Source organism: Aliiroseovarius sp. M344 (assembly GCF_025140835.1).
Taxonomy (GTDB): Bacteria; Pseudomonadota; Alphaproteobacteria; order Rhodobacterales; family Rhodobacteraceae; genus Aliiroseovarius.
In genome coordinates this window covers 304,159-327,608 of the sequence record NZ_CP081153.1, presented here as the reverse complement: position 1 = coordinate 327,608, position 23,450 = coordinate 304,159, and the positions used below count along the sequence as shown (strand labels likewise).

Here is a 23,450-nt window from a genome sequence, read left to right as displayed (position 1 = left end):
AAATTCTTTAACAAGAGATAAACCGGCTCTCAAAGCATCAATTCGGAAACACGAGAGGCCTAAACCACCACCTCCATAGCAGATTGATTCCCAACATCAAATACCCGTTTATAGCGAGTAATCTCGTCCTCTGGCCCCATCGCCTTGTTGGGATTGTCCGACAGTTTCACCGTCGCGCGCCCGTTCGCCTCGACCGCTTTGCAGACCAGCGAGAATGGGGCGAGGGCGTTGTTGGGGACGAGGTCTCGGAAATCATTCGTCAAAAGCGTGCCCCAACCGAAGCTGGTTTTCACGCGGCCTGCGAATTGCGTGTGCAGTTCGATGATTTTGTCGGTGTCCAGACCGTCCGAGAAGATGACCATTTTCTGTGTCGGATCCTCGCCACGGTCTTTCCACCATTTGATGGCAATCTCGGCGCCTGTGGCCGGGTCTCCGCTGTCGATGCGGATGCCGGTCCAGCCGGCCAGCCAATCCGGCGCGTTGTCCAGAAAGCCCTGCGTGCCATAGGTGTCGGGCAGGATGATGCGCAGGTTGCCGTCGTGTTCCTCGTGCCAGTCGGCCAGCACGTCATAGGGGGCTTGGGCCAGTGCGGCGTCGTCCTTGGCCAAGGCCGCATAGACCATGGGCAGTTCGTGGGCGTTGGTGCCGATCGCCTCAATATCGCGTTTCATCGCGATCGAGCAGTTGGAGGTGCCGACGAAGTTGTCGCCCAGCCCTTCCATCATCGCCTGCACGCACCAGTCCTGCCACAGATAGGAATGGCGGCGGCGGGTGCCGAAATCAGCAAGACGCAGGCCGTCAAGTTCGCGTAGCGGTTCGATCTTCTCCCAGATGCGGGTCATGGCACGGGCATACAGGACCTGAAGTTCGAACCGGCCCATGTCGCGCAGTACGGCACGCCCACGAAGCTCCATCAGCACGGCGAGCGCGGGGATTTCCCACATCATGACCTCGGGCCATGATCCTTCGAAGGTTAGTTCATACTGGTCGCCAACACGCTCTAGGTGATAAGGCGGCAGGCGCATGCTTTCAAACCACTCCATGAAATCCGAGCGGAACATCTGGCGCTTGCCGTAAAACGTGTTACCGCGCAGCCACGTGCTTTCCCCGCGCGACAGGCTGAGCGAACGGATATGGTCCAATTGCTCGCGCAATTCGCCTTCGTCGACAAGATCGGCCAAGGGCACGTGTTTTGAGCGGTTGATCAGGCTAAACGTGACGTTGGTGTCTGGCTTGTTGCGAAACACCGACTGGCACATCAGAAGCTTGTAGAAATCCGTGTCGATCAGCGACCGTACAATCGGGTCGATCTTCCAGTGGTGGTTATAAACCCGGCTTGCAATATCGACCATTCAGGCCTCCAGTTTCACGCCAGCGGCGCGCATGTCAGCGCGGGCGGCATCCAGTGACCCATTCAGGTCAATCGCGCGGCACGCAGGTTCCAGCACGGTCACCTCAAAGCCCAGCCGCGCCCCGTCGATGGCCGAATATGCAACGCAGAAATCTGTGGCCAGCCCAACAAGCGTCAATTTCTGGACGCCACGGGTTCGCAGGTACCCTTCCAACCCGGTGGGGGTGGTGCGGTCATTCTCGAAAAAAGCCGAGTAGCTGTCTATTTCGGTGCGGAACCCTTTGCGGATCACCATGTCGGCCCGATCACGGTGCAAGTGATCGTGAAAATTTGCCCCGATGCTGCCCTGAATGCAGTGATCAGGCCAAAGGACCTGCGTGCCATATGGCATCTCTGTCGTCTGATAGGGGTCCTTGCCATCGTGCGACGAAGCAAACGAGCTGTGCCCCGCTGGATGCCAATCCTGCGTAAACACTTTCACCTGAAAATCTGGCAACATTTCATTGATCAGTGGCACCACCTCGTCGCCGCCAGCGACGGCCAGTGCGCCGCCGGGGCAGAAATCGTTCTGCACATCGATCACGATCAGGGCTTCGTTTGCATCACGCATGGGCGATCCTCCTTGAAACTCAATGGGTAAGGATCGCTTTCGGGCGGGTCAAGCAATTGGCAGTCTTGAACCTTTGAATACATGGGCGTATGCCGCGTTTATGTATACAATCGCCGCTCTCTATCACTTCACCCGTTTTGACAATCCTGCAGCTTTGCAAGCGCCCTTGCTGGAGGTTGCGCAGCGCGAAGGGATCAGTGGATCACTTCTGTTGGCGCATGAAGGCATCAACGGGACGATTGCCGGCTCGCGTATAGGGATCGACACGATCATCGCCTTTATCCGAGCGCTGCCGGGTTGTGCTGAGTTGTCGTGGAAGGAATCCACAGCGCTTGACCAACCATTTGGCAAAATGAAGGTTCGGCTGAAGAAAGAGATCGTGACGATGGGGGTGCCTGATGTGGACCCTCTGGCGTCGGTCGGGCATTACGTCAATCCTGAGGACTGGAACGATCTGATCGCGCAAGACGATGTGGTGGTGATCGATACCCGCAACGATTACGAAGTTGCGATTGGCACATTCGAAGGCGCGGTTGATCCCAAGACAAAAACTTTCCGCGAGTTTCCTGCGTGGTGGGACAAAAACAAAGACCGCTTCCACAACAAGCGGGTGGCGATGTTTTGTACCGGAGGGATCCGCTGCGAAAAATCGACCAACTTTCTGATCAGTCAGGGGATCGACGATGTCTATCATCTGAAGGGCGGCATCCTTCAGTATCTTGAAGACGTGCCGGAAGACGACAGCAAATGGGACGGCGCTTGCTTCGTCTTCGATAATCGCGTGTCCGTCGAACATGGGCTGTCAGAAGGTCCGCACGAGCTATGCCACGCCTGCCGCCGCCCCATCCTGCCTGAAGACAAAAGCCGACCCGAATATGAAGACGGTGTCAGCTGCCACCAATGTCTCGGCGAGTTCGATGAGGGCCGTCGCGAACGGTTTAGAGAGCGGCAGAAACAAATGGCACTGGCACGCGCGCGCGGCGAACGGCACTTGGGACGCGAAGCATAGCGCCTTCGCACAAGAGCTCGGCCATCGTGGGCGGCCTAATTAAAGGCGACTGACATCAAATGCAGCGCCTGTCATCTGACGGATCAGACTAAATAGAAGCGTTGCCGACGCGACAGAGCTTTCAGTGACCAGCACAGTATCTTGATGATGAATGTCGAACTTCCCGGCACTAAACAACCCGTCAGCCGTGGTCAGATCGATCACAAAAACACTACGCGCATTGTTCGGGCCTGAACTATCGGATCGAACTGCCTTTGGTGAGTATTCCCGCAGCACAAGGATGCCCTTGGGATTGGCTCGCAAATCTGACAAACCGCCGATCAGCGACATAGCGTCAAGGGCTGAGATACTAGCCTTACCAAAAGGTACGATGGCCTCGCGGCTCGCCGCACCAAGGGAACGGAAATATCTTTCGTCATTTTCAATTGCGACTTTGTCGCCTGGGAGCAATAGCGCATCATACTGTGGGTTGCTCAAAACTTGTTCAAGCGGACGCCGATATGTCTTGCTGCCACGAATCAGTTTCAATTGTGGGTTCTCTAGTTGCGCCGAAGGCCCTCCTGCCGCCGAGATCGCGTTAAGAACGGTGAAATCGGGGTCAGACACTTGGATTGGGCCGGGGCGATTGACGCCAGACACCATCGAAATTACGCCGCGTGTCCCGGTGTGAACATCCAATTGCACTTGCGCAGATGGAATCACCTCTTCGTATTTACGTTGAATTCGCGTGCGGGCCGCTGATTGCGGCAAACCGGCAATGTGAAGCGTGCCGACAAACGGCAAAAAAATGGTGCCTGCGGACGACACAGTCATATTCTGCATCCGGACGGTGTTTGTGTTTGGTGCAGTTAACAGCGAGTTTTCTTCACTGTCCCAAACAACAACATCAACCTTATCAAACGCACGAATTGGCGTATCGGCAGCTGGGCTGCCACGGCGCGGCCAAGCATAGGAACCGTTCATTGTTGGCGACGGCCATCGAGATATTGATGACAGCGTCTCTCGCGACACCCGGTATACCGCGATATCGGACCTAGCTTGAGATTCTTTGCCGATGACTTCGTTTTGAATGGCACCACCACGGGGCAGTCCACAGCTCACCATTGCAAATAGCGCAAAAGCAACCAAGACCAAACGCATGTTCGCTACTTTCATGAAACCCCGAATTTTGGCCAAGCCCAACTTTTCGACACCATAAGTGGTGGCGCTTTTTTTCACAAGCTCGACAAGCGGGCAATGCGCGACAAACTTCTGTTCGAGTCGATCAAGACACGATTTGCCGCCGAAAGCGATATTTTCACCAAAGATCGGCTGGGCCTAGCGGCTGTTCAACAGTTCACGATGATATCGTGCCAAGAAGACCAGACCAATAAATGTCAAAACCATTGAAATGCCATAAACATATATGGGGCTGGCCCATGTGGCATCATAGGTCGCATAGACACCACGTCGCATTACGCCGACGATGTGGACCAGAGGATTATACCAAAGGATATCTCGAGCTTGTGAAGGCAGGCTTTCCATCAGGAAAAAAATCGACGAGATGATAAAAAGAGGCCGCGTGATAATTCCCCAAACCCGCTCCCAAATTGAGAAGCGCGCAAGTAAAAAACAGTTAAAGACACCGACTCCGAATCCAAATGCAAGCGCCATACAAACGGCGTTCAGGATCGACGGATAAGTCAGGATATTTCCTGTATCGAAAATAGTGATGATCGAGAACAGCAGGATGTAAAGCACCATAAGGTGCGTTAATCCATTCAGAAGAAATCGAGCGACGAGCGCATCAAGATAGGTCACCGACGGGTAGAACAGTAAAGGTTTTGAGAAAATAAGTGATTTTCCAAGTTTTCCGGCAAGGTCGGAATACATCATAAACGGAAGAAATCCCGTCGCATAAAACAAAGGGAAATTGTTCCCTAAGGCCGGTGAGGAAAACGCCATTGAGAATGCAATCGACATCACCGTGAGCCCGCCGACCGGCTCAAGTATCGCCCAAAGGTAACCACCCGGAGAACGGCCATAGGTCGTAACCATTTCCCGCATCATCAGTGCGAAAATGGTGCGGAAGGTTTTGAAACTCCGCGCGTGAAGTCCTGCGGCCGAAAAGCTCATCCCCCTTGTTGACCTTAAAGAACGGACTACCGCAAGTCGAAATAAGACTCCGACCGACGGGGCAGGCTCTTTTCACCGGAAATAGTTCGATGCTATAGACGAGTTGCTTCGTAATGATGGGAAAAACATTGACCGATACGCCTCAGCCGCCCACGTCGGCCAAATTTTTCCGCAGCGGGACTAGTGAACCTGATGATTCTGCTGGCAAAAACCCGACGCAGGAAAACAAAAAGCCCGAAACGCCTGCTGCGCCTAAACCGGATGTCGGACCCACCGCCCCGATGGCAAAGCCTGCACGCATGCGCAAACGGCACCGCCGCATCGTGCGCAGCTTCCTGTTTGTAGTCTTGGCACCATTGGCGATCTCGGCTTGGTATCTGTTTGCTTTTGCGAAGGACCAGTATGCTTCATACGTCGCCTTTTCGGTGCGATCCGAAGATGTAAGCTCGGCAATTGATTTGTTGGGTGGCCTTAGTGCGTTCGGGTCGGGTGGCTCGGAAGACGCAGATATTCTGTATGAATTTATTCAGAGTCGAGAGTTGGTGGACGTGATCGACAAAGAGCTCGACCTGCGAAGCATGTTTTCTGCGCCCTACTCGACCGACCCTGTATTCGCATATGCGAATGACGGCACTATCGAAGATTTGACCAAATATTGGGGGCGCATGGTCAAAATCTTTTATGACAGCGGCACAGGCCTGATCGAGTTACGGGTCCATGCGTTTACGCCGACGGACGCGAAAAACATCGCTAACAGTATTTTTACCAACAGCTCCGCGATGATCAACGACCTCAGTGCAATCGCCCGCGAGGATGCGACGCGTTATGCGCGCGAGGAGCTTGACCGCGCTGTCGAACGCCTGAAAGTGGCCCGGCAAGCTGTAACCGAGTATCGATCCCGCAATCAAATTGTTGATCCTGAAGCAGAAATTGGGGCGCAAACCGGCATGATGATTGCGCTACAGACAAAGCTGTCAGACGCGTTGATCGCTTTCGATCTGCTCAGTGAAAGTGCGAATACCAATGACCCACGTATAGCGCAGGCCGAGTTGCGAATTGAAGTCATTCGGCAACGCATTGACGAAGAGCGTTTGAAATTCGGTGTCGGCAGCAACGGGGAAGTAGATTACCCCACCCTTGTTGGTGAGTACGAGCGCCTTGCAGTGGATAGAGAATTTGCCGAGCAGACCTATCTGGCCGCACTTGCTGCACATGATGCCGCGCTGACCGAGGCGCAGCGAAAAAGCAAATATCTCGCGGCCTACATCAAGCCTACCCTCGCCGAGCGGGCTGAATATCCCGAACGGGGGTTGCTACTTGCACTGGTCGGGCTGTTCCTGTTCTTCTCATGGGCCATCGCCGCGCTGGTTTATTATGCCATCAAGGATCGCCGCTGATGATCCAAATCCGCAACCTGTGGAAAACCTATTATGTTAAGGGGACTCCCAAAGTTGTCGCAAACGGCCTGAACCTTACGTTCCCTTCCGGCCTGTCTGTAGGGCTGTTTGGTCGAAACGGTGCAGGAAAGTCGACGTTGCTGCGGATGATCGCGGGGGTGGAGGATCCCGATAAAGGTTCGATCGCCTCTGATGGCACGATATCTTGGCCGGTTGGTTTCTCGGGCAGTTTTCATGGCGAACTCACTGGTGCTCAGAACGCCCGATTTGTTGCAAGGGTATATGGGGTCGACACTGATGAGTTGATCGCTTTCGTCGAAGATTTTGCCGAACTGGGGGCGCATTTCCACGCCCCCTTTCGCACCTATTCGTCTGGTATGCGGTCACGGCTGGCGTTTGGTCTGTCCATGGGCATTCAGTTTGATACCTACTTGGTCGACGAGGTGACGTCTGTTGGTGATGCAGCCTTTCGTGCGCGGAGCACTGAGTTGCTGAAGCAACGCATCGGCAATAGCGCGGCGATCATCGTTTCTCATTCCATGCCGCTCATGAAACAGCTCTGCGACGTCGGAATCGTCATGATCAACGGCCACGCCAAATATTACCAGGATATTGATAAGGCGATCGACGTCCACGAAGCCGCAATGAAGGGAAATGTCCCCGATTGGTTGCCGCGCTAGGAGGTTTTTTGCAGCACAACCCGCGTGGCTGAGCTGCCAACCTCGCCGTTTGAGTCGCGGCCTTCACCACGACACATACCCGCCAGCTGCACTAACGACCCAAAAATACCTTTTAACCCTGCTTTCACTCACGTATTAGTGCGCCCTGAAAGCGGGAGGCATCGCCTTGTGTGCGGTCAAGTATGTTGAGGCGAACAATAAATGGAAGTCTATCAGGCCAACTCCCCTCGGACTATTATCCACATCGGCCCCCCCAAGACAGGGACAACCACTGTACAAGAGAATGTGCTGGCAAAGCTATCGTCCATTTGTTTCTTGGGAAAGCCATGGTGGAATCCAGAAATACCGTATGACAAGTGTGTCGGACTGCATCGGGCAATCGACAGTGTCACAAAGACGGATCGATCCTCATTTGATGAAACGGCGGCTAAACAAGCAGTGGCAGAATGGTTAGAGCACGCACCCGATGCACAAAAGCAGTCCGATGGCTCTTATTTACCCAGATTTCTGTCCGAAGAGCGCCTCTGCATCACAGATAATGTTGATTATAGCGAAATAGCGCGCCGCCTCGCTGTTCTTTTCCCGAATAGCGAAGTGGTCTACGTGCGACGTGATCCAGTCGGAGGGCTTCGCAGCTCGCATCGGTGGCTATACGCTAGGGCGTGGACCAACTTGAGTTTCTCAAAGTGGCTTGATCAGGTTTTGTTCAATCCAACTTTTGACCACCGGGACGTCGCTGTTCGTTATTACGATTGGCAGTTGATTGAAAATAGTTTTGGCGCGCATTTCAAAACGGTGCGGGCGGTCGATTTCTCTTTGTTGCGCAAAGACAGTACCGAATTCTTACGCCAGTTATTGGATACCGACTCCGACGAAATCGATCAATTTGCGGCTGTGACTAACCAACCGCTTAACGTATCGCAAAACCGCGCTGTGTCAGAGCTGCACCGCGCTGCCAAGAAATCAATCCGCCTATGGAACAGGTTGCCTTTTGGAAAAATAGACGAGAAGCCGGAATACTTGGGAGATACACCCTTCTGGCAAAAGGTCGAAAAACCGCTTCGACGTTTATCATGGGGCAACAAGAAGCTTGCGATGTCAGACGCCGACAAACAGAAGATCGCCCGCTACTACGCATCGCGCAATGCCCTTCCGCCTGCGACCCAAGCAGGTAAGGTTGACCAACAAGCCAGCCAGCCCGGAAAATAAAGGATACAATTTGAAACTGTGGAACAAGATCGGCGCAGGCCTTGTCAGAGTGAACCAAGCTCCGGGGTTACGTGGGAAAATCAGCACTTTTCGCCAGCTGTCGCAGGTTGCGCTGAGGTCCAGACTGCGGAGCAACGCCAGCGCTGTATCGGACAAGTCCGTTGCCGCTGACGCGTGGGCGGATTATCACCTTCTCAGCTATGTGTGTCGCGACATAAAAGTTGATATCGACCCAGATCTGACACCCCGAATTCGATTTTTGCTGCCTGAACTGAATGCTTCAGTGATCTTTGGCGGCTATACGGCGCTATTCCAGTTTGCCAACTTCCTGCAAGATCGTGGCTGGAAAACTGGTGTCTTTGTACTGACCCCAGTGGGTAACCTAAAAGCGCTTCTTGAGACTTTTGAATCCAACGCGTTGGTGCACAAAGTTCTATCCGAAAGCGAGATATCGGACATGAACGCCACAAAGACTATGCGAATGTCACCTAAGGACATGATAGTTTCCTACAATTGGACGACATCGATTGCCGCCGCAACGATGTCCCGCCATCTTGACGATCCGGCCTATTACTATTTCGTGCAGGAAGACGAGCGCTGCTTCTATTCCAATGACAGTCACCGCTTTCTTGCGGAAAGTGTTTTTCTAAACGACCCAAAGCCGAGACTGATCTGCAATTCAGCAAAGCTTCTTGATCACTACCGGGCCGAAGGTCTGGTGTCGGATGAAACAGTTGTCGGCGTTTTCGAGCAAGGCCTTCCCGCCCCGGCCTCACTGAGCCGCGAAGCCATGGAAAAACGGTCGCCACGACGATTTGTCTTCTACGGTCGCCCAGAAGACCACGCAAAGCGAAATCTGATGTCGATTGCTATGATGGCGATCGCCAAAGCCAAGAAGTCTGGAGCATTCGACGCCGAGCCTTGGGAGTTTTGCATGATGGGTTCACCACGCATGGGCAAATCTTTCGACCTGGAAGGTGTGCGTGTGAAGTGCCTGCCCTATCAAGGATATGACGCCTACCGCGAGACGCTCGCAGGCTTCGACGTGGGATTAAGCCTTATGTATGCCCCACATCCATCCGTCCCGCCCTTTGAGATGGTGCGATCGGGCATGGTAACGGTGGTCAACACTACACCCAGACGACCAGATGAATGGTATCGCAGCATTTCTGCGAATTTCGAGCCCGGCGAACCGTCGGTGGACGGGCTTGCTGATGCAATCAAGCGCGCGACGGCGCGCGTGGGCGATATTGACGCGCGACTTGCGGCAACCGAGACTTATCACCCAAGCAATTGGGACGAAAGTTTTGCCGATCTACCTGCGCAATTGGGCCACGCTATTTTTTCAAAGAACGGAACCGAGTAAATGACCAAAGTCGAAAAAGATCTCGCGCCGATTTATGTGGTCAGTTCTGATGATCAGAAACCGGAGCCGCACATCACCTCCTACGACAAAATTCGAGAGAACAGGCGGCAGAACAAGTACAATCGCTGGATTGATACCGGCAACGACGAACGTGCGGCCCAGCAGCGCTTTAAGGAAGACTTCTTCTTCGTCGGAAGCCTTCCCAAGTTCAAGCTGAAGCGCACCGACAAATTCTTTGGTATCGGGTCCTGCTTTGCGCGCAACATCGAACGAGAACTGTCCGCACAAGGTATGACGTGCCTGACAGAAGGCACCAACATCCCACAGGAATTCTATGTTGGCGACCGTGACGCACGTTCGGCAATGAATAAGTTCAACATCCCTTCGATGATCGATGAGGTGGAGCGGACATTTAATCCGAAACACAAAGAACCGGGTCGCTATATCGAAGTCGGGCAAGACGAATATTTTGATCCAGCGACGTCAGGCGTAAAACTTCTGCCACTCGACCAACATGCAATTGTCAGAGAGAGCGTTAAGAAAACCACATTGCGCCTTGCCGAGGCCGACTGCGTGATCATCACGCTGGGGCTTGTCGAAGCATGGTTTGACCGCGCATCCGGTCTGTATCTCAACACGTCGCCGCACCCTCGCGCGATGCAAGCGGAAATCCGGCGCGAAAAGAAGGGTTGGATAAGGAAAAAGCCAAATCGCTTCGTTCACATGCGTCCAAACTTCGCGTTCCTGCGGGACAAGATGCATCACCTGATCAAAACGATCAGCACCCATGCGCCCAACGCCAAGATTGTCATCTCTGTGTCGCCTGTGCCGTTGCAAGCCACTATGACCTCAGACGATGTCGTCGCGTCGTCGACTTTGTCGAAAAGCCTTCTTCGCGTCGTCGCGGAAGATGCGCGCGACAGCTTCGATCACGTCGACTACTTCCCGTCCTATGAGATGGTCATGAGTTCTCCGCGTGAACACACTTGGGAAGACGATGAAATCCACGTCAAGTCAGATCTTGTCGGACAAATCACACGCTCGTTTGTCGACTTGTGGATCGAATGATCCCAACACGATATTGCAAAGAAAGACGCTATGCTCTCACTCATTTCCATTCATGTCCCGAAAACGGCAGGCACCAACTTCACCGAGACACTTCGGTTGATCTATGGCAAGCGACGTTCGTAGGAATGGAGTCCTGCAAATGACCAAAGTCGAAAAAGATCTCGCGCCGATTTATGTGGTCAGTTCTGATGATCAGAAACCGGAGCCGCACATCACCTCCTACGACAAAATTCGAGAGAACAGGCGGCAGAACAAGTACAATCGCTGGATTGATACCGGCAACGACGAACGTGCGGCCCAGCAGCGCTTTAAGGAAGACTTCTTCTTCGTCGGAAGCCTTCCCAAGTTCAAGCTGAAGCGCACCGACAAATTCTTTGGTATCGGGTCCTGCTTTGCGCGCAACATCGAACGAGAACTGTCCGCACAAGGTATGACGTGCCTGACAGAAGGCACCAACATCCCACAGGAATTCTACACCGCCAAGCGCGACCCGCGGGCTGCGATGAACAAGTTCAATATCCCTTCGATGATCGATGAAGTGGAGCGGACATTTAATCCGGAACACAAAGAACCGGGTCGCTATATCGAAGTCGGACTAAACAAATACTTTGATCCTGCGACATCGGGATTGGGGCTTCTAACCCTCGATCAACACGCAATTGTTCGCGACTGCATCAAAGAAACGACTTTGCGCCTCGCCGATGCGGACTGCGTGATTATCACGCTGGGCCTTGTCGAAGCATGGTTTGACCGCGCATCCGGTCTGTATCTCAACACGTCGCCTCATGGACGCGCGATGAAGCTTGAAATAGTGCGTGAGAAGGCGTCTTGGATAAAGAAAAAGCCAAATCGCTTCGTTCACATGCGTCCAAACTTCGCGTTCCTGCGGGACAAGATGCATCACCTGATCAAAACGATCAGCACCCATGCGCCCAACGCCAAGATTGTCATCTCTGTGTCGCCTGTGCCGTTGCAAGCCACTATGACCTCAGACGATGTCGTCGCGTCGTCGACTTTGTCGAAAAGCCTTCTTCGCGTCGTCGCGGAAGATGCGCGCGACAGCTTCGATCACGTCGACTACTTCCCGTCCTATGAGATGGTCATGAGTTCTCCGCGTGAACACACTTGGGAAGACGATGAAATCCACGTCAAGTCAGATCTTGTCGGACAAATCACACGCTCGTTTGTCGACTTGTGGATCGAATGATCCCAACACGATATTGCAAAGAAAGACGCTATGCTCTCACTCATTTCCATTCATGTCCCGAAAACGGCAGGCACCAACTTCACCGAGACACTTCGGTTGATCTATGGCAAGCGCATCCATTTTGACTATGGCACCGAACGGGATCTGACCGCCGCACGCACCTGTGCGCCAAGCATTCTTGCCAAGCCCGAGAAGTTTCGGAAAAAATTCGACGTTATTCACGGCCACTTTCACTATCCTAAATACGCTGAAGTGTTTGGCGACGTACCGGTTCTCGCAACTTTGCGGCATCCTGTTGCTCGCGTCGTCTCGCAGTACCGGCATGTCGCTTTGAATGGAGATCGAAACAATGATCGGCACCGTAAGATTATGGATGGTGAAATGGATGTGGTTGAATTCTCGAAAATCCGCTTTATCGGAAATGCCCAGTCCGAGTTCCTAAAGGATATGCCAATCGAACGTCTCGCCCATGCCATTATTCAGGAACATTTTGCCGAGACCGTAGAAGCCTTTTGCGAAGGGGTTGGTTTTGATCCAAACCACCCCAAAATTCAGGCTTTGGTCGCCAAACCCATAAATTCACGTGAAGACAGGGCTTGGGACACTAAGGCTATCCCGCTTGATCCAGCGGCCTATCCGTTGATCGAAGAAAACTGTGCTGACGACATCATACTTTATAATCAAGCGCTTGACCGCTTTGTTGGCAAATAGGAGTCCCCAAAAATGTTCCTTCCTTCCGAGCAGATCATTGAGTTTTTTCCTGAATACCGGTCCACGCAGATAGCCTGGCAAGGTCTGACGCCAATCGCAGCCTGGGCAATCATAGACCTTAAACCGCGCCGTGTAGTCGAATTGGGGTCTTATCGAGGCGACAGCTTTTTTTCGTTCTTGCAAGCGGCGCAGAGCGTTTCAGAGCTTGAGGACCTCGTCGCCATTGACACGTGGGAAGGCGATCAGCACACCGGCGCTTATGTCGAAGACGTGCACAAGCAGTTTCATACTGAACTTGACAGCCGCAAGGATCCGCGGGCGCGGTCCATTCGGGATTTCTTTGTAAATGCCGCCCAGCAGTTCAAGGCTAACTCCATCGACCTTCTGCACATTGATGGGGCCCATGACTATGCTTCGGTCCGCGAAGATTTCGAAACTTGGCTTCCAAAAATGGCAGCGGATGGCGTCGTTCTGTTTCATGACACTATGGTAAAAACAGAAGGGTTTGGTGTCTGGCAGTTCTGGGAAGAGCTTGAACAAGAATACTCTGGGCGCTGCTTCAATTTTACCCACTCAAACGGCTTGGGTGTCTTGTGTCTTGGGACCAGCACAAATGGTGATTTTCGCAACCTTAGCTCGCTTGGCGCTGTTGAGGCCGGTGTATTGCGAGACGTCATGACATTTGCCGGCGAGCGGGTAACAAAGTCGACCACATTTGAGGCCAAACTGATCACCCGAAACGGCGGTGAGATTGGCAACGAGCACGTGTTCGCGCGTGGGCTGCAGCGCGTCGCCTTAGAATCTGCCCGCGATGTTGAAGCCCAGTTCGGTCTGGATCAGGTCGCAGCAAACCTTGATCGTCGCGTCGAGCAACTGGTCAGCCAACAGTCTGGTGACATCTTCGCTGCACTCAAACCACAGCTTGATGAACACGCTCGGATTGTAGCCGACGCGCGGTTCGAATTCTTACGCAAAGAACACATCGGAATCTCGGCAAATCTTAGAAAAGTGTTCAAAAGGAACAAACAGTAACACACGCCTAGTGACAGCTAGCTGTGTTGGACGGATCGCATGACGACCCTGCCAGCGCTCATTCGTAGATTTGTTCTGGCGGCTTGGTCGCGCATTTGGCAAAAGGGGCAAGACTTTCTAGCTGTTTTGTCGCGTATAAGAGGTGCAGATATGAAGCTCATCATCACCGGAGGCGCTGGTTTCATCGGATCGGCTGTGGTTCGCCAATCGGTTAATCAGGGCATTGAGGTCGTTAATCTCGACGCTTTAACCTATGCTTCCTGCCTAGAAAATGTGGCAGATGTTTCTGCAAGCCCACTTTACTGTTTTGAGCACGCCGACATACGCGACCGAGATGCGCTTGACCGAATTTTCACCGAACATGAGCCCGATGCCGTGATGCATCTTGCTGCCGAAAGCCATGTCGACCGCTCGATCGACGGGCCAGCCGATTTCGTGGAAACCAACATCACCGGCACGTTCAACATGTTGGAAGCGGCCCGCAAATATTGGGAAACGCAAGGTCGACCCGACGGGTTTCGGTTCCACCACATTTCAACAGACGAGGTTTTCGGGTCCCTGCCCGATGATCCATCCGTCCAATTTACAGAAGATACGCCCTATGACCCGCGCAGCCCTTATTCGGCGTCGAAGGCATCGTCGGACCATCTGGTGCGTGCTTGGCATGAGACTTATGGCTTGCCGATTGTCCTGACGAACTGCTCAAACAACTACGGTCCATATCATTTCCCAGAGAAGCTGGTTCCGGTGGTCATCATCAACGCGTTGGCTGGGAAACCGCTTCCGATTTACGGCAACGGCAAGAACGTGCGCGACTGGCTTTTTGTCGAAGATCATGCAGATGCGCTTTTGACAGTGCTCAACAAAGGCGAGCTCGGCCGCTCCTATAATATCGGCGGCGAGAACGAGCGCACCAATTTGGAACTGGTCGAGACTATTTGCGCCATATTGGACGAAATGCAGCCCCGCAACAGCGGTCGGTATGGTGATCTGATCGAGTTTGTAAAAGATCGCCCGGGTCATGATGCACGCTATGCAATTGATCCAACACGCATTCGAAACGAATTGGGTTGGCGTCCTTCCGTCACGGTAGAGGAAGGCCTGAAGAAAACCGTCCAATGGTATTTGGAAAACAAGGATTGGTGGCAAGCGCTTCTAAACCGCGATGGTGTAGGAAAGCGGCTCGGTACGGGCTAGCTCAAACAAGCAGGAGACGTTGAAATGAAGGTGCTTGTGTTTGGGAAGACGGGCCAAGTGGCAACTGAACTTCAGCGGCAAGCTGACGTGATTTCGCTTGGTCGCGAACACGCTGATCTTTCGAACCCCAAGGCTTGCGCCGATGCCATTCTTGCATGTGATGCCGATGTGGTGATCAACGCCGCCGCCTACACGGCTGTCGACAAGGCGGAAGAGGACGAAGAATTAGCCACGATAATAAACGGGGAAGCACCCGCCGCAATGGCAAGTGCTGCGGCTAAGCGAGGCATTCCCTTTCTACATGTCTCAACTGATTATGTTTTTGACGGCACCGGTGATCAACCCTGGAAAACTAGCGATCCGGTCGCGCCGACAAACGCCTATGGTCGCTCAAAGCTTGCTGGTGAAAACGGTGTGCGGGCAAGTGGCGGAAATCATGCGATCCTGCGAACCAGTTGGGTTTTTTCAGCTCACGGCAACAATTTCGTCAAGACGATGCTGCGCCTGTCTGAAAGTCACACCGAATTGAACATCGTAGGCGATCAGGTTGGCGGTCCGACTTCGGCTGCGGACATCGCAAATGCACTATTGGTTATGGCCCAAGCCATGGTTTCTGGGCAAACAGGCGGTACCTACCATTTTTCTGGTAAACCCAGCGCAAGCTGGGCCGAATTTGCCAACGAGATCTTTTTACAGGCGGGTCGACCGACCAAAGTCAGCGCCATCCCAACAATTGATTATCCGACGCCGGCAGCGCGTCCGCTGAACTCCCGACTGGATTGTTCAACTTTGGTTCAGGATTTTGGGATAAACGCGCCCGACTGGAAACACGCTTTGGCAGCGGTCTTAACAGATTTGGGCCAAAAAAGTGCCGCCCCCCTTTTTTATGAAGGAAAACAATTATGACCAACCGAAAAGGTATTATTCTCGCCGGCGGCTCGGGAACAAGGCTGTATCCGATTACCATGTCGGTCTCGAAGCAACTGCTGCCGATTTACGATAAGCCTATGATATTCTATCCCATTAGTGCGTTGATGCTGGCTGGAATTCGCGAGGTCGCAATCATCACGACGCCACAGGATCAGGATCAATTCATCCGCGTCCTTGGTGACGGCAGCCAGCTTGGCATGTCTTTCACCTATATCGAACAACCTTCACCGGACGGGTTGGCACAGGCCTATATCCTGGCCGAAGACTTTCTGGACGGCGCGCCTTCAGCGCTGGTGCTGGGTGACAATATTTTCTTCGGTCACGGACTTCCCCAATTGCTGGCTGAAGCCAGCGAACGGGAAATTGGTGGAACAGTCTTCGGCTATCAAGTGGCAGACCCGGAACGTTATGGTGTCGTGGATTTCGACGATAGCGGTAAGGTCGTATCTATCATCGAAAAACCAGAGGTGCCGCCATCCAACCATGCTGTTACGGGACTATATTTTCTTGATGGAACCGCGCCAGAGCGCGCGAAGAAGGTGAAACCGTCTGCTCGCGGCGAACTTGAAATAACGTCCTTACTTGAGATGTACCTGCAAGAAGACCAGCTGTCGGTTCAACTGATGGGCCGAGGTTATGCCTGGTTGGATACTGGCACGCATGGCAGTTTGCTTGATGCAGGTAACTTCGTTCGCACGCTGGAGAAGCGGCAAGGACAACAAGTTGGTTGTTTGGAAGAAATCGCATTCGAGAATGGCTGGATAAGCGCACGCGCTTTGCAAGAACGTGGTGATCTGTTCGCAAAAAATGACTATGGCCGGTATCTGCTTCGCCTTGCAAATAGCAAACGCTAACGCTTGAAACGAGAACTGCAAATGGCGCAAACCGCTCACGTCACCATCCTGCTTGCCACGCATAATGGCGCGAAAAACTTACAGGCACAGTTGGAAAGCATCGCTTTACAGGACTTCTCTGACTGGTCGCTAATCGTAAGCGATGACAATTCGACAGATGACACTCGCAAGATAATCGAAGAGTTTGCAGGCGAAGGGCACGATGTCACTTTACTGGACGGTCCGTACCATGGCGCTGGCGCAAACTTCATGTCGTTGCTCAAGCGATATCGCGATCACATCACGACGCAAACCTGCCTGGCTTTTTGCGACCAAGATGATGTTTGGCTTCCCGACCGCCTTTCGCGCGGTATCGCAGCGCTTGGATCTTTAGAAGAAAATGTTCCGACATTATATTGCAGCCGGACTTGGCTGACCGATGCTGGACTGAACGTGCGTCGGATGTCCGCGCCGCGTCCGCGAAGATTGAGCTTTCGCAATGCTCTCGTTCAAAACGTGGCCTCCGGTAACACGATCCTTCTGAACCCTGCAGCATCACAACTGGTGGCCGACGCGTCACATGAACCTAAAGCGGTCGTTGTCCATGATTGGTGGGTGTACCAAATTATCTCTGGGGTTGGCGGGAAGCTGATACATGATAACGAGCCAACGCTGATGTATCGGCAACATGACGACAATGAAATCGGAGCAAACGACGGCGCTCGCGCCAAGTTAAAACGCGTTTCTATGCTGCTCAGCGGAAACTATGCTGTCTGGAATAAGACTAACATCGCCGCACTGCGCTGTTCCAAGCATCGCCTTCTAACCGAAAACAGCGCAGTCCTTGATGATTTCGCGCGTTTAACACAACTCCCTGCCGGGCAGCGCCTCAGAATGGTTTGGCGTATTGGAATATACCGGCAGACTTTGGTTGGCACCTTAGCGTTATGGTTTGCAACACTGACCAAGCGGATCTGACAACCGGATTTTCAGATCAGACGTATTGAACGGGCGCAGCAGCGGCTCGGTTTCTCAGCAGTCAAACTGTAAGCGTTAACTTTCAGTTTTCAGTTCTTTCCCCACCTTGGCCGCAATTTGCAAAGCACTTGTTAGAGTCTGTTCGCCACCCTGAACAAGCAAGTATTTCTTGCGGGGCTGACACGTGGGGTGGTTGGCATGACCAGTTTTGTATTGTCCGGAACCCTGATGGGCCCCGGGTTGCAATATGTATCGGGTGTGACTGATCTAGAGGTTTCATGGCGCGGTGGGGCGGCATACCTTTATTCGACGACCGGATATGGAGGCGGAGCAACCGTCTTTTCTATCGCGTCCAGCGGTATCACGCAGGTCGTCGATCAGGTTGAATATTCTTACGACCTGATGGCATCCCCATCGGCTCAGATCGAGTTTCTGGAAATTGCAGGCCAAACGCAGTTTGTCGCCTACGGCAGGTATGATTGGTTGTTAGAGGGTCTTCCGGTCGACAGCGGCGGACAGCTTGGCAGCAGCGTCCAGCTTAATTGGGGTGCCGGCGGGTTGGGCAATCTGTCGGCGCTAGGATCTACCTCGATAGATGGTGTTACTCATGTCTATGCAGCCAACGCCAACAGCACTGGTTTCGCCCATTATACGGTTGACGGGTCGCTTCAGCTTGTCGTTCAGAACAACCTCAGCGCACCTTCGTCGGCCGGCGCAATAGACATGGCCGCCCTTGAAGTTGTCATGGTAGAAGGAAGCCAAGTGCTTCTCTCGCTATCGCGACAGCTTGACGGGCTGAAGAGCTATGCTGTGAACAACGATGGCAACCCGGATCAAGTCTCGGAGTTGTCGTCTGGTGAAATGCTACCCGTCGCGGTACCAACCGCGCTGACGACTGGCACTGTCGCTGGTCAGACCTTTGCAGTAGTTGCAAGTAGCGGAAGCTCGTCCCTTACAGTTCTAAAAGTCCATGCTGACGGCACGCTCGAACCAGTTGATCACGTTATCGACAACCTGTGGACTCGTTTTCAAAACACGTCGGAAATCACCTCGGTGCAAGTTGGCGACCGCATGTATGTTATCGCTGGTGGCGCTGATGACGGGTTGTCGCTTTTTACACTGCTGCCGGATGGTAAACTGGTTTTGCTCGATACTATTGCGGACAGCCACGCGACAGCGCTACAGAATATCGCCTCTCTTTCGGCCGGTTTCGTCGGAGGCAAGATTCAAGTCTATGCAACAAGCGAAACTGAAAGTGGGATTACGCAGTTTGAAGTCGACGTCGGTGCGGTTGGCTTGACAGTGCAAGCTGATGGATCAGCCGACCAAGTCACCGGCACCGCCCAAAACGACCTGATAGACGGTGGTTCTGGCAATGATCAGATCAATGGCGCAGCTGGCGACGATATCTTGCACGATGGTACAGGACAGGACCAGCTGACCGGTGGCGCTGGCGCGGATATTTTCTTACTCACCGCCGATGATGTGCCTGACACAATAAAGGATTTCGAGCCCGGCATTGACCGCTTGGACCTTTCCGGTTTCTTCATGCTGTATGATGCCAGTCAACTTAACATTACCTCACGCAGCTGGGGGGCGGACATTACCTATCGAAACGAGGTTGTACACGTTTTCAGCGCCTCTGGCGCTGCGTTAACGGCACAGCATTTCACAACCAAAGACACATTGGCCCTGGATCGGCCTCCGAGTGGTTTCAACTACATTCCCGAGGTCATCGAAGGCACTGAAGGTAACGATATCCTCGCCGGTGACGAAGGCGTCGAGACATTGAAAGGGCACAGCGGTAACGACACTTTTCTTTGGTCTGAAGGCGCCGACTTTTTTGACGGCGGAAATGGCGAGGATACGGTGTCGTATGTTTCTGCACCTGCGGCTGTTACGGTGGATCTGACCAGAAACGATTCAAACGGCGCAGCTGTTGGCGATCAATACATCTCGATCGAAAACCTCATCGGGTCAGGCTTCGACGACATACTGATCGGCAATAATTTGGCAAATGAAATCTATGGCGGTTCTGGCGACGACACCATTGTCGGTGGCCTCGGTGCCGACATGATGGATGGCGGGACGGGTTGGGACACCGTCAGTTACGAGACCATGGATCAGGCAGTCATCATCTCGTTGCTGGATAACCTGGCAGCCGGCGCGGCCCATGGCCATACACTGGTCGATATCGAGGCCGTAACCGGCTCTTCTTTCCACGACGCTCTAACCGGTAATGCTCATGCCAACACCCTTATCGGTCTTGCTGGAGATGACACCCTGATTGGTGGGGCCGGTGATGACCATCTACTGGGCGGGGCGGGCAATGACACCCTGATCGGTGGCGAGGGCACTGATATTCTTGATGGTGGGTCGGGGTTCGATTGGGTTGATTTCCGCAGTGATACGAGCGCGATTTCGGTCAATCTGGCACCGACATCATCGTTTTCCGTAGTCCCTGGCGATACCTTGATCTCGATCGAAAATGTAACGGGCTCGCTTTTTTCTGACACCATTATTGGCGATGCAGCGGCAAACCATATTCGAGGCATGGCAGGTGACGACAACCTGCAAGGCGGTGGCGGAAACGACACCCTTGTCGGCGGAGATGGTCGCGACACCCTTTATGGCGGCACTGGTTTGGATCGGATTCAAGGCGACGGTGGAGATGATAGGCTGTTCGGGGACGACGGTGATGACGGCTTGCTTGGCGGCGCGGGTGATGACTGGATTTACGGTGGGTACGGAAACGACAAAATCAGCGGCGGGGAAGGCAATGACCAACTAGTTGGCGGATCTGGACAGGATGTGATCTGGGGCGGGAATGGTCACGACAGGTTTATCGGCGGCGGCGGCGGCGATCGATATCTGGGCGGTAACGGTTGGGATTACGTCGACTATTCGGCATTGGCCACGCGAGTGAAAATTTTACTTGCTCATGGCAAGGGCATGGCCGCAAGTTCGACTGATCGTTTCCACTCGATCGAGAACGCGATCGGCTCGGATTTTCACGACCTAGTCATTGGGAGCAATGGTAGCAATCGTATCGAAGGTCGCGGCGGAAACGACGACCTTCGCGGCCAAGCCGGTGCAGACCAACTTTACGGCGACGGCGGGCAGGATCGGCTTTCCGGCGGCACCGGAAACGACCGGCTGTTTGGCGGTGACCACCACGACATCCTGAAAGGCGACAATGGTCACGATATTCTGGATGGCGGAGCCGGGTATGATCGGCTTTTCGGAGGCACTGGCTGGGACACAGCCAGCTATGCAACCGCGGACGCGGCAGTGATCATCAATCTTATCCACAACGTGCATGCGGGGGGCGCGTTTGGCGACAAACTATTTTCCATCGAGAATATTTTTGGATCGGAACACGACGACACGATAATAGGCAGCAAAGGAAGCAACTCTTTGTTCGGCGGCCAGGGCAATGACAAGTTGAAAGGCATGGGGGGCAACGACAAATTGTATGGCGGTGATGGCGATGACATCTTCATTGCTGCAGGTCAGGGCACAGCAAAATATGACGGGGGAAACGGCGAGGATACCGTTTTGATGTCTGGTGCCGCCTCGCGCGCTGTGGTCTCACTCGCGCTTGGAAAAGGATTTGGAAGTATGGTTGGCGACACTTTTTTTAGTGTCGAGAACCTGATCGGTACCGACTTCGACGACAAATTTGTCGGCAATGAAGCCGACAACCGCTTACTGGGCCTAAACGGTGATGACATATTGTGGGGTGCTGCGGGAAACGACGCGTTGTTTGGCGGTTCGGGGAATGACCGCCTTAATGGTAATTCTGGCGCGGATATCCTGTCAGGAGGAAGCGGGATGGATGTGCTTTCAGGTGACGATGGTGACGATCTGCTGACGGGCGGCGAACAGGTCGACACCTTCATTTTCACCGATGGGCAGGACTGCATCACTGATTTTGACCACGACCAGGAAACTATTTTGCTCTCGTCAGAGCTCTGGGGCGGCGGGCATAAAACGCAGCAGGAAATCCTCTCCTACGCAAATATCATTGATGGAGATGCCGTGTTCGATTTTGGCAATGGCAACATTTTGACGGTCGATGATATCGATCAGATCGAATATCTGCACAACAATGTCTTCCTGATGTGATAACCAGTCGGACATTAAAACTCATCAAATCGTGCGCGAACGCTGACGTTAGTAAACGTAAACCCTTTGGGGCGATCAATCGTAGCGAGCAATTTTTGCAACGGAGATTCCGATATGCCTGACACGTCGCCCATTTTATCCCTTCCCCTGATCCAAGCCGCGCAGGCGCAGAAGCACGTCACGCACAATGAAGCTGTGAGGATATTGGACATCCTTGTGCAATTGTCTGTCACCTCTGCCAACGAACTCAACCCGCCCCCTGCGGCAAATGAAGGCGATCGTTACATCGTGCCGGCAGGAGCTACCGGGGATTGGGCCGGGCAAGAGAAGAGCGTTACTTGGCTGCAGGATGGGTCGTGGCAATTCATCCCCCCATTGGATGGTTGGCGTGCAGACATTACAGGCACTGCGCAACAGATACGCTTTGACGGAACCGAATGGGTCGACACTGCGGGTACAACAAATAACCTGGATCTTGTCGGCGTGAACACGACGGCAGACGCAACCAACAAGCTGGCCGTCGCGGCGGATGCTACACTTCTTTCGCATAATGGGACATCGCATCAAGTGAAGATCAACAAGGCGAACACGGGCGACACCGCGTCCCTGTTGTTTCAATCGAATTGGTCTGGACGCGCTGAATTCGGCTTGACCGGGGACGACAATTTTCGCGTCAAAACCAGTGCCGATGGTAGCAGTTGGAACGAAGCGATTATCGCGACCGGTGCGGGCGATGTCGGCATCGGGAAAAGCCCCGTGGCGAAACTTGACGTGAATGGTGTCTTACGACTGACACCGACTGCGATCGCTGGTCTGCCGGCAGCAAACACGGTTGGCTCGGGTGGTATCGCCTTTGTCTCTGACGCCACGGGTGGCGCGCAGCTGGCTTACAGCGATGGAACGTCATGGCTGAAGGTCCGTGATGGCAGCGCGGTCTGATCATACGTTTCCGCAATCGAAAAACGAACGCCCGCTTGTTAACTCTGCGGGCGTTTTCGTCATGATGTGCGTGGGCCGCCATCTAGGCCAAAGGGTGTCGCAAACGCGGACAACGATCCCGCTTCGGCATCCTTGCCGCTTAGCGTGGTCTGGTCCGACGGCATCCCCCATTCTATACCGATGTCCGGATCATCAAACCGAACCGACATTTCGGTCTCGGGCGCGTAGTGATCAGAACACTTGTAGAATACGTCCACATCGTCAGTTAGCGTGATAAACCCGTGCAGGTACCCTTCGGGTACCAGTAAGGCCGAGCCATTATCGTCTGACAGTTCGACCGCAACCCAATCGCCATAAGTTGGCGAACCGTGTCGCACATCAACGGCGACATCCAAAATGGCGCCCCGAAGGCAACGCACAAGCTTGGCTTGCGCATGCGGCGGTGCTTGGCAATGGAGCCCGCGCACAGTGCCCTTGTTGGCCGAGCGCGATAGGTTGTCCTGCACAAATTTTGACGGCAAGCCTGCCTGCCCCATCGCGTTGGTCGAAAATGTTTCGCTAAAGAAACCTCGATTGTCGCCGTGGCGCGCTGGTGTCACGATCACAACACCGTCTAGCTTGGTTGTTTCGACCTTCATGGATGCGGCTCCATCAAATTTTTTGTGACCCCGCATGCCGACAGATATCGGC

20 protein-coding genes are annotated in these 23,450 nt (G+C 53.6%); 15 read left to right on the top strand and 5 right to left on the bottom strand.

Translation table 11 applies throughout. The features are described from left to right. Positions 1-59 precede the first annotated feature (59 nt). A complete protein-coding gene (gene pncB, locus K3556_RS01465) occupies positions 60-1,352 on the bottom strand; it encodes a nicotinate phosphoribosyltransferase (protein WP_260517962.1) in 1,293 nt (430 codons plus the stop codon). Then, complete coding sequence (gene pncA, locus K3556_RS01460; protein ID WP_260517961.1) at positions 1,353-1,961, bottom strand: bifunctional nicotinamidase/pyrazinamidase; 609 nt, start codon at positions 1,959-1,961, stop codon at positions 1,353-1,355. It abuts the gene before it with no gap. 100 nt (positions 1,962-2,061) lie between these two features. Here pncA and K3556_RS01455 point away from each other — a divergent pair, with 100 nt between their 5' ends. Then, positions 2,062-2,970, top strand: a complete 909-nt coding sequence (locus K3556_RS01455; RefSeq protein ID WP_260517960.1) for a rhodanese-related sulfurtransferase — start codon at positions 2,062-2,064, stop codon at positions 2,968-2,970. A gap of 39 nt (positions 2,971-3,009) precedes the next feature. On the opposite strand, the gene K3556_RS01450 is transcribed toward K3556_RS01455, so the two are convergent. Then, complete coding sequence (locus tag K3556_RS01450; RefSeq protein WP_260517959.1) at positions 3,010-4,125, bottom strand: polysaccharide biosynthesis/export family protein; 1,116 nt, start codon at positions 4,123-4,125, stop codon at positions 3,010-3,012. Between the two features lie 162 nt (positions 4,126-4,287). Beyond that, positions 4,288-5,085 carry an ABC transporter permease gene (locus K3556_RS01445; RefSeq protein WP_260517958.1) on the bottom strand — a complete coding sequence of 266 codons (798 nt, stop codon included), beginning with the start codon at positions 5,083-5,085 and terminating at the stop codon, positions 4,288-4,290. A 299-nt stretch (positions 5,086-5,384) separates the two neighbouring features. Between K3556_RS01445 and K3556_RS01440 the strand changes: the two genes are divergently transcribed. The 14 genes from K3556_RS01440 to K3556_RS01375 all read left to right on the top strand — a co-directional run bounded on the left by K3556_RS01440 (position 5,385) and on the right by K3556_RS01375 (position 22,760). Further along, a complete protein-coding gene (locus K3556_RS01440; RefSeq protein WP_260517957.1) occupies positions 5,385-6,482 on the top strand; it encodes a sugar transporter in 1,098 nt (365 codons plus the stop codon). Continuing rightward, positions 6,482-7,162: an ABC transporter ATP-binding protein gene (locus K3556_RS01435; RefSeq protein WP_260519284.1), complete on the top strand. Its 681-nt coding sequence runs from the start codon at positions 6,482-6,484 to the stop codon at positions 7,160-7,162. The genes K3556_RS01440 and K3556_RS01435 overlap by 1 nt, the downstream gene beginning before the upstream one ends. Before the next feature lie 201 nt (positions 7,163-7,363). After that, a complete protein-coding gene (locus K3556_RS01430; protein WP_260517956.1) occupies positions 7,364-8,371 on the top strand; it encodes a sulfotransferase in 1,008 nt (335 codons plus the stop codon). Between the two features lie 10 nt (positions 8,372-8,381). Then, positions 8,382-9,737 carry a hypothetical protein gene (locus K3556_RS01425; RefSeq protein WP_260517955.1) on the top strand — a complete coding sequence of 452 codons (1,356 nt, stop codon included), beginning with the start codon at positions 8,382-8,384 and terminating at the stop codon, positions 9,735-9,737. Then, positions 9,738-10,805, top strand: coding sequence for a GSCFA domain-containing protein (locus K3556_RS01420; protein ID WP_260517954.1), 1,068 nt, complete (start codon positions 9,738-9,740; stop codon positions 10,803-10,805). Positions 10,806-10,944: 139 nt separating this feature from the next. Beyond that, positions 10,945-12,012, top strand: a complete 1,068-nt coding sequence (locus K3556_RS01415; protein ID WP_260517953.1) for a GSCFA domain-containing protein — start codon at positions 10,945-10,947, stop codon at positions 12,010-12,012. A 30-nt stretch (positions 12,013-12,042) separates the two neighbouring features. Further along, complete coding sequence (locus tag K3556_RS01410) at positions 12,043-12,723, top strand: sulfotransferase family protein (RefSeq protein ID WP_260517952.1); 681 nt, start codon at positions 12,043-12,045, stop codon at positions 12,721-12,723. A gap of 12 nt (positions 12,724-12,735) precedes the next feature. After that, positions 12,736-13,755: a class I SAM-dependent methyltransferase gene (locus K3556_RS01405; RefSeq protein ID WP_260517951.1), complete on the top strand. Its 1,020-nt coding sequence runs from the start codon at positions 12,736-12,738 to the stop codon at positions 13,753-13,755. 150 nt (positions 13,756-13,905) lie between these two features. After that, positions 13,906-14,952, top strand: a complete 1,047-nt coding sequence (gene rfbB, locus K3556_RS01400; protein ID WP_260517950.1) for a dTDP-glucose 4,6-dehydratase — start codon at positions 13,906-13,908, stop codon at positions 14,950-14,952. A 24-nt stretch (positions 14,953-14,976) separates the two neighbouring features. Beyond that, positions 14,977-15,858, top strand: a complete 882-nt coding sequence (gene rfbD / locus K3556_RS01395) for a dTDP-4-dehydrorhamnose reductase (protein ID WP_260517949.1) — start codon at positions 14,977-14,979, stop codon at positions 15,856-15,858. After that, the gene (rfbA, locus tag K3556_RS01390) at positions 15,855-16,736 is read left to right on the top strand and encodes a glucose-1-phosphate thymidylyltransferase RfbA (RefSeq protein WP_260517948.1); all 882 of its coding nucleotides are present in this window, start codon (positions 15,855-15,857) and stop codon (positions 16,734-16,736) included. Before rfbD ends, rfbA begins: the two co-directional genes overlap by 4 nt. Before the next feature lie 3 nt (positions 16,737-16,739). Next, positions 16,740-17,693, top strand: a complete 954-nt coding sequence (locus K3556_RS01385) for a glycosyltransferase family 2 protein (protein ID WP_260517947.1) — start codon at positions 16,740-16,742, stop codon at positions 17,691-17,693. Between the two features lie 198 nt (positions 17,694-17,891). Further along, the gene (locus tag K3556_RS01380) at positions 17,892-21,821 is read left to right on the top strand and encodes a calcium-binding protein (protein ID WP_260517946.1); all 3,930 of its coding nucleotides are present in this window, start codon (positions 17,892-17,894) and stop codon (positions 21,819-21,821) included. A 114-nt stretch (positions 21,822-21,935) separates the two neighbouring features. Beyond that, positions 21,936-22,760: a DUF2793 domain-containing protein gene (locus K3556_RS01375; RefSeq protein ID WP_260517945.1), complete on the top strand. Its 825-nt coding sequence runs from the start codon at positions 21,936-21,938 to the stop codon at positions 22,758-22,760. Between the two features lie 59 nt (positions 22,761-22,819). On the opposite strand, the gene rfbC is transcribed toward K3556_RS01375, so the two are convergent. Continuing rightward, entirely contained in the window at positions 22,820-23,398 is a 579-nt protein-coding gene (rfbC, locus tag K3556_RS01370) for a dTDP-4-dehydrorhamnose 3,5-epimerase (RefSeq protein WP_260517944.1), read from the bottom strand. Between the last annotated feature and the right edge of the window lie 52 nt (positions 23,399-23,450).

Bases quoted from the DNA above. Each gene is read 5' to 3' on its own strand.
- pncB (WP_260517962.1), bottom strand. From the start codon at position 1,352: ATGGTCGATATTGCAAGCCGGGTTTATAACCACCACTGGAAGATCGAC.
- pncA (WP_260517961.1), bottom strand. From the start codon at position 1,961: ATGCGTGATGCAAACGAAGCCCTGATCGTGATCGATGTGCAGAACGAT.
- K3556_RS01455 (WP_260517960.1), top strand. From the start codon at position 2,062: ATGTATACAATCGCCGCTCTCTATCACTTCACCCGTTTTGACAATCCT.
- K3556_RS01450 (WP_260517959.1), bottom strand. From the start codon at position 4,125: ATGAAAGTAGCGAACATGCGTTTGGTCTTGGTTGCTTTTGCGCTATTT.
- K3556_RS01445 (WP_260517958.1), bottom strand. From the start codon at position 5,085: ATGAGCTTTTCGGCCGCAGGACTTCACGCGCGGAGTTTCAAAACCTTC.
- K3556_RS01440 (WP_260517957.1), top strand. From the start codon at position 5,385: ATGCGCAAACGGCACCGCCGCATCGTGCGCAGCTTCCTGTTTGTAGTC.
- K3556_RS01435 (WP_260519284.1), top strand. From the start codon at position 6,482: ATGATCCAAATCCGCAACCTGTGGAAAACCTATTATGTTAAGGGGACT.
- K3556_RS01430 (WP_260517956.1), top strand. From the start codon at position 7,364: ATGGAAGTCTATCAGGCCAACTCCCCTCGGACTATTATCCACATCGGC.
- K3556_RS01420 (WP_260517954.1), top strand. From the start codon at position 9,738: ATGACCAAAGTCGAAAAAGATCTCGCGCCGATTTATGTGGTCAGTTCT.
- K3556_RS01415 (WP_260517953.1), top strand. From the start codon at position 10,945: ATGACCAAAGTCGAAAAAGATCTCGCGCCGATTTATGTGGTCAGTTCT.
- K3556_RS01410 (WP_260517952.1), top strand. From the start codon at position 12,043: ATGCTCTCACTCATTTCCATTCATGTCCCGAAAACGGCAGGCACCAAC.
- K3556_RS01405 (WP_260517951.1), top strand. From the start codon at position 12,736: ATGTTCCTTCCTTCCGAGCAGATCATTGAGTTTTTTCCTGAATACCGG.
- rfbB (WP_260517950.1), top strand. From the start codon at position 13,906: ATGAAGCTCATCATCACCGGAGGCGCTGGTTTCATCGGATCGGCTGTG.
- rfbD (WP_260517949.1), top strand. From the start codon at position 14,977: ATGAAGGTGCTTGTGTTTGGGAAGACGGGCCAAGTGGCAACTGAACTT.
- rfbA (WP_260517948.1), top strand. From the start codon at position 15,855: ATGACCAACCGAAAAGGTATTATTCTCGCCGGCGGCTCGGGAACAAGG.
- K3556_RS01380 (WP_260517946.1), top strand. From the start codon at position 17,892: ATGACCAGTTTTGTATTGTCCGGAACCCTGATGGGCCCCGGGTTGCAA.
- K3556_RS01375 (WP_260517945.1), top strand. From the start codon at position 21,936: ATGCCTGACACGTCGCCCATTTTATCCCTTCCCCTGATCCAAGCCGCG.
- rfbC (WP_260517944.1), bottom strand. From the start codon at position 23,398: ATGAAGGTCGAAACAACCAAGCTAGACGGTGTTGTGATCGTGACACCA.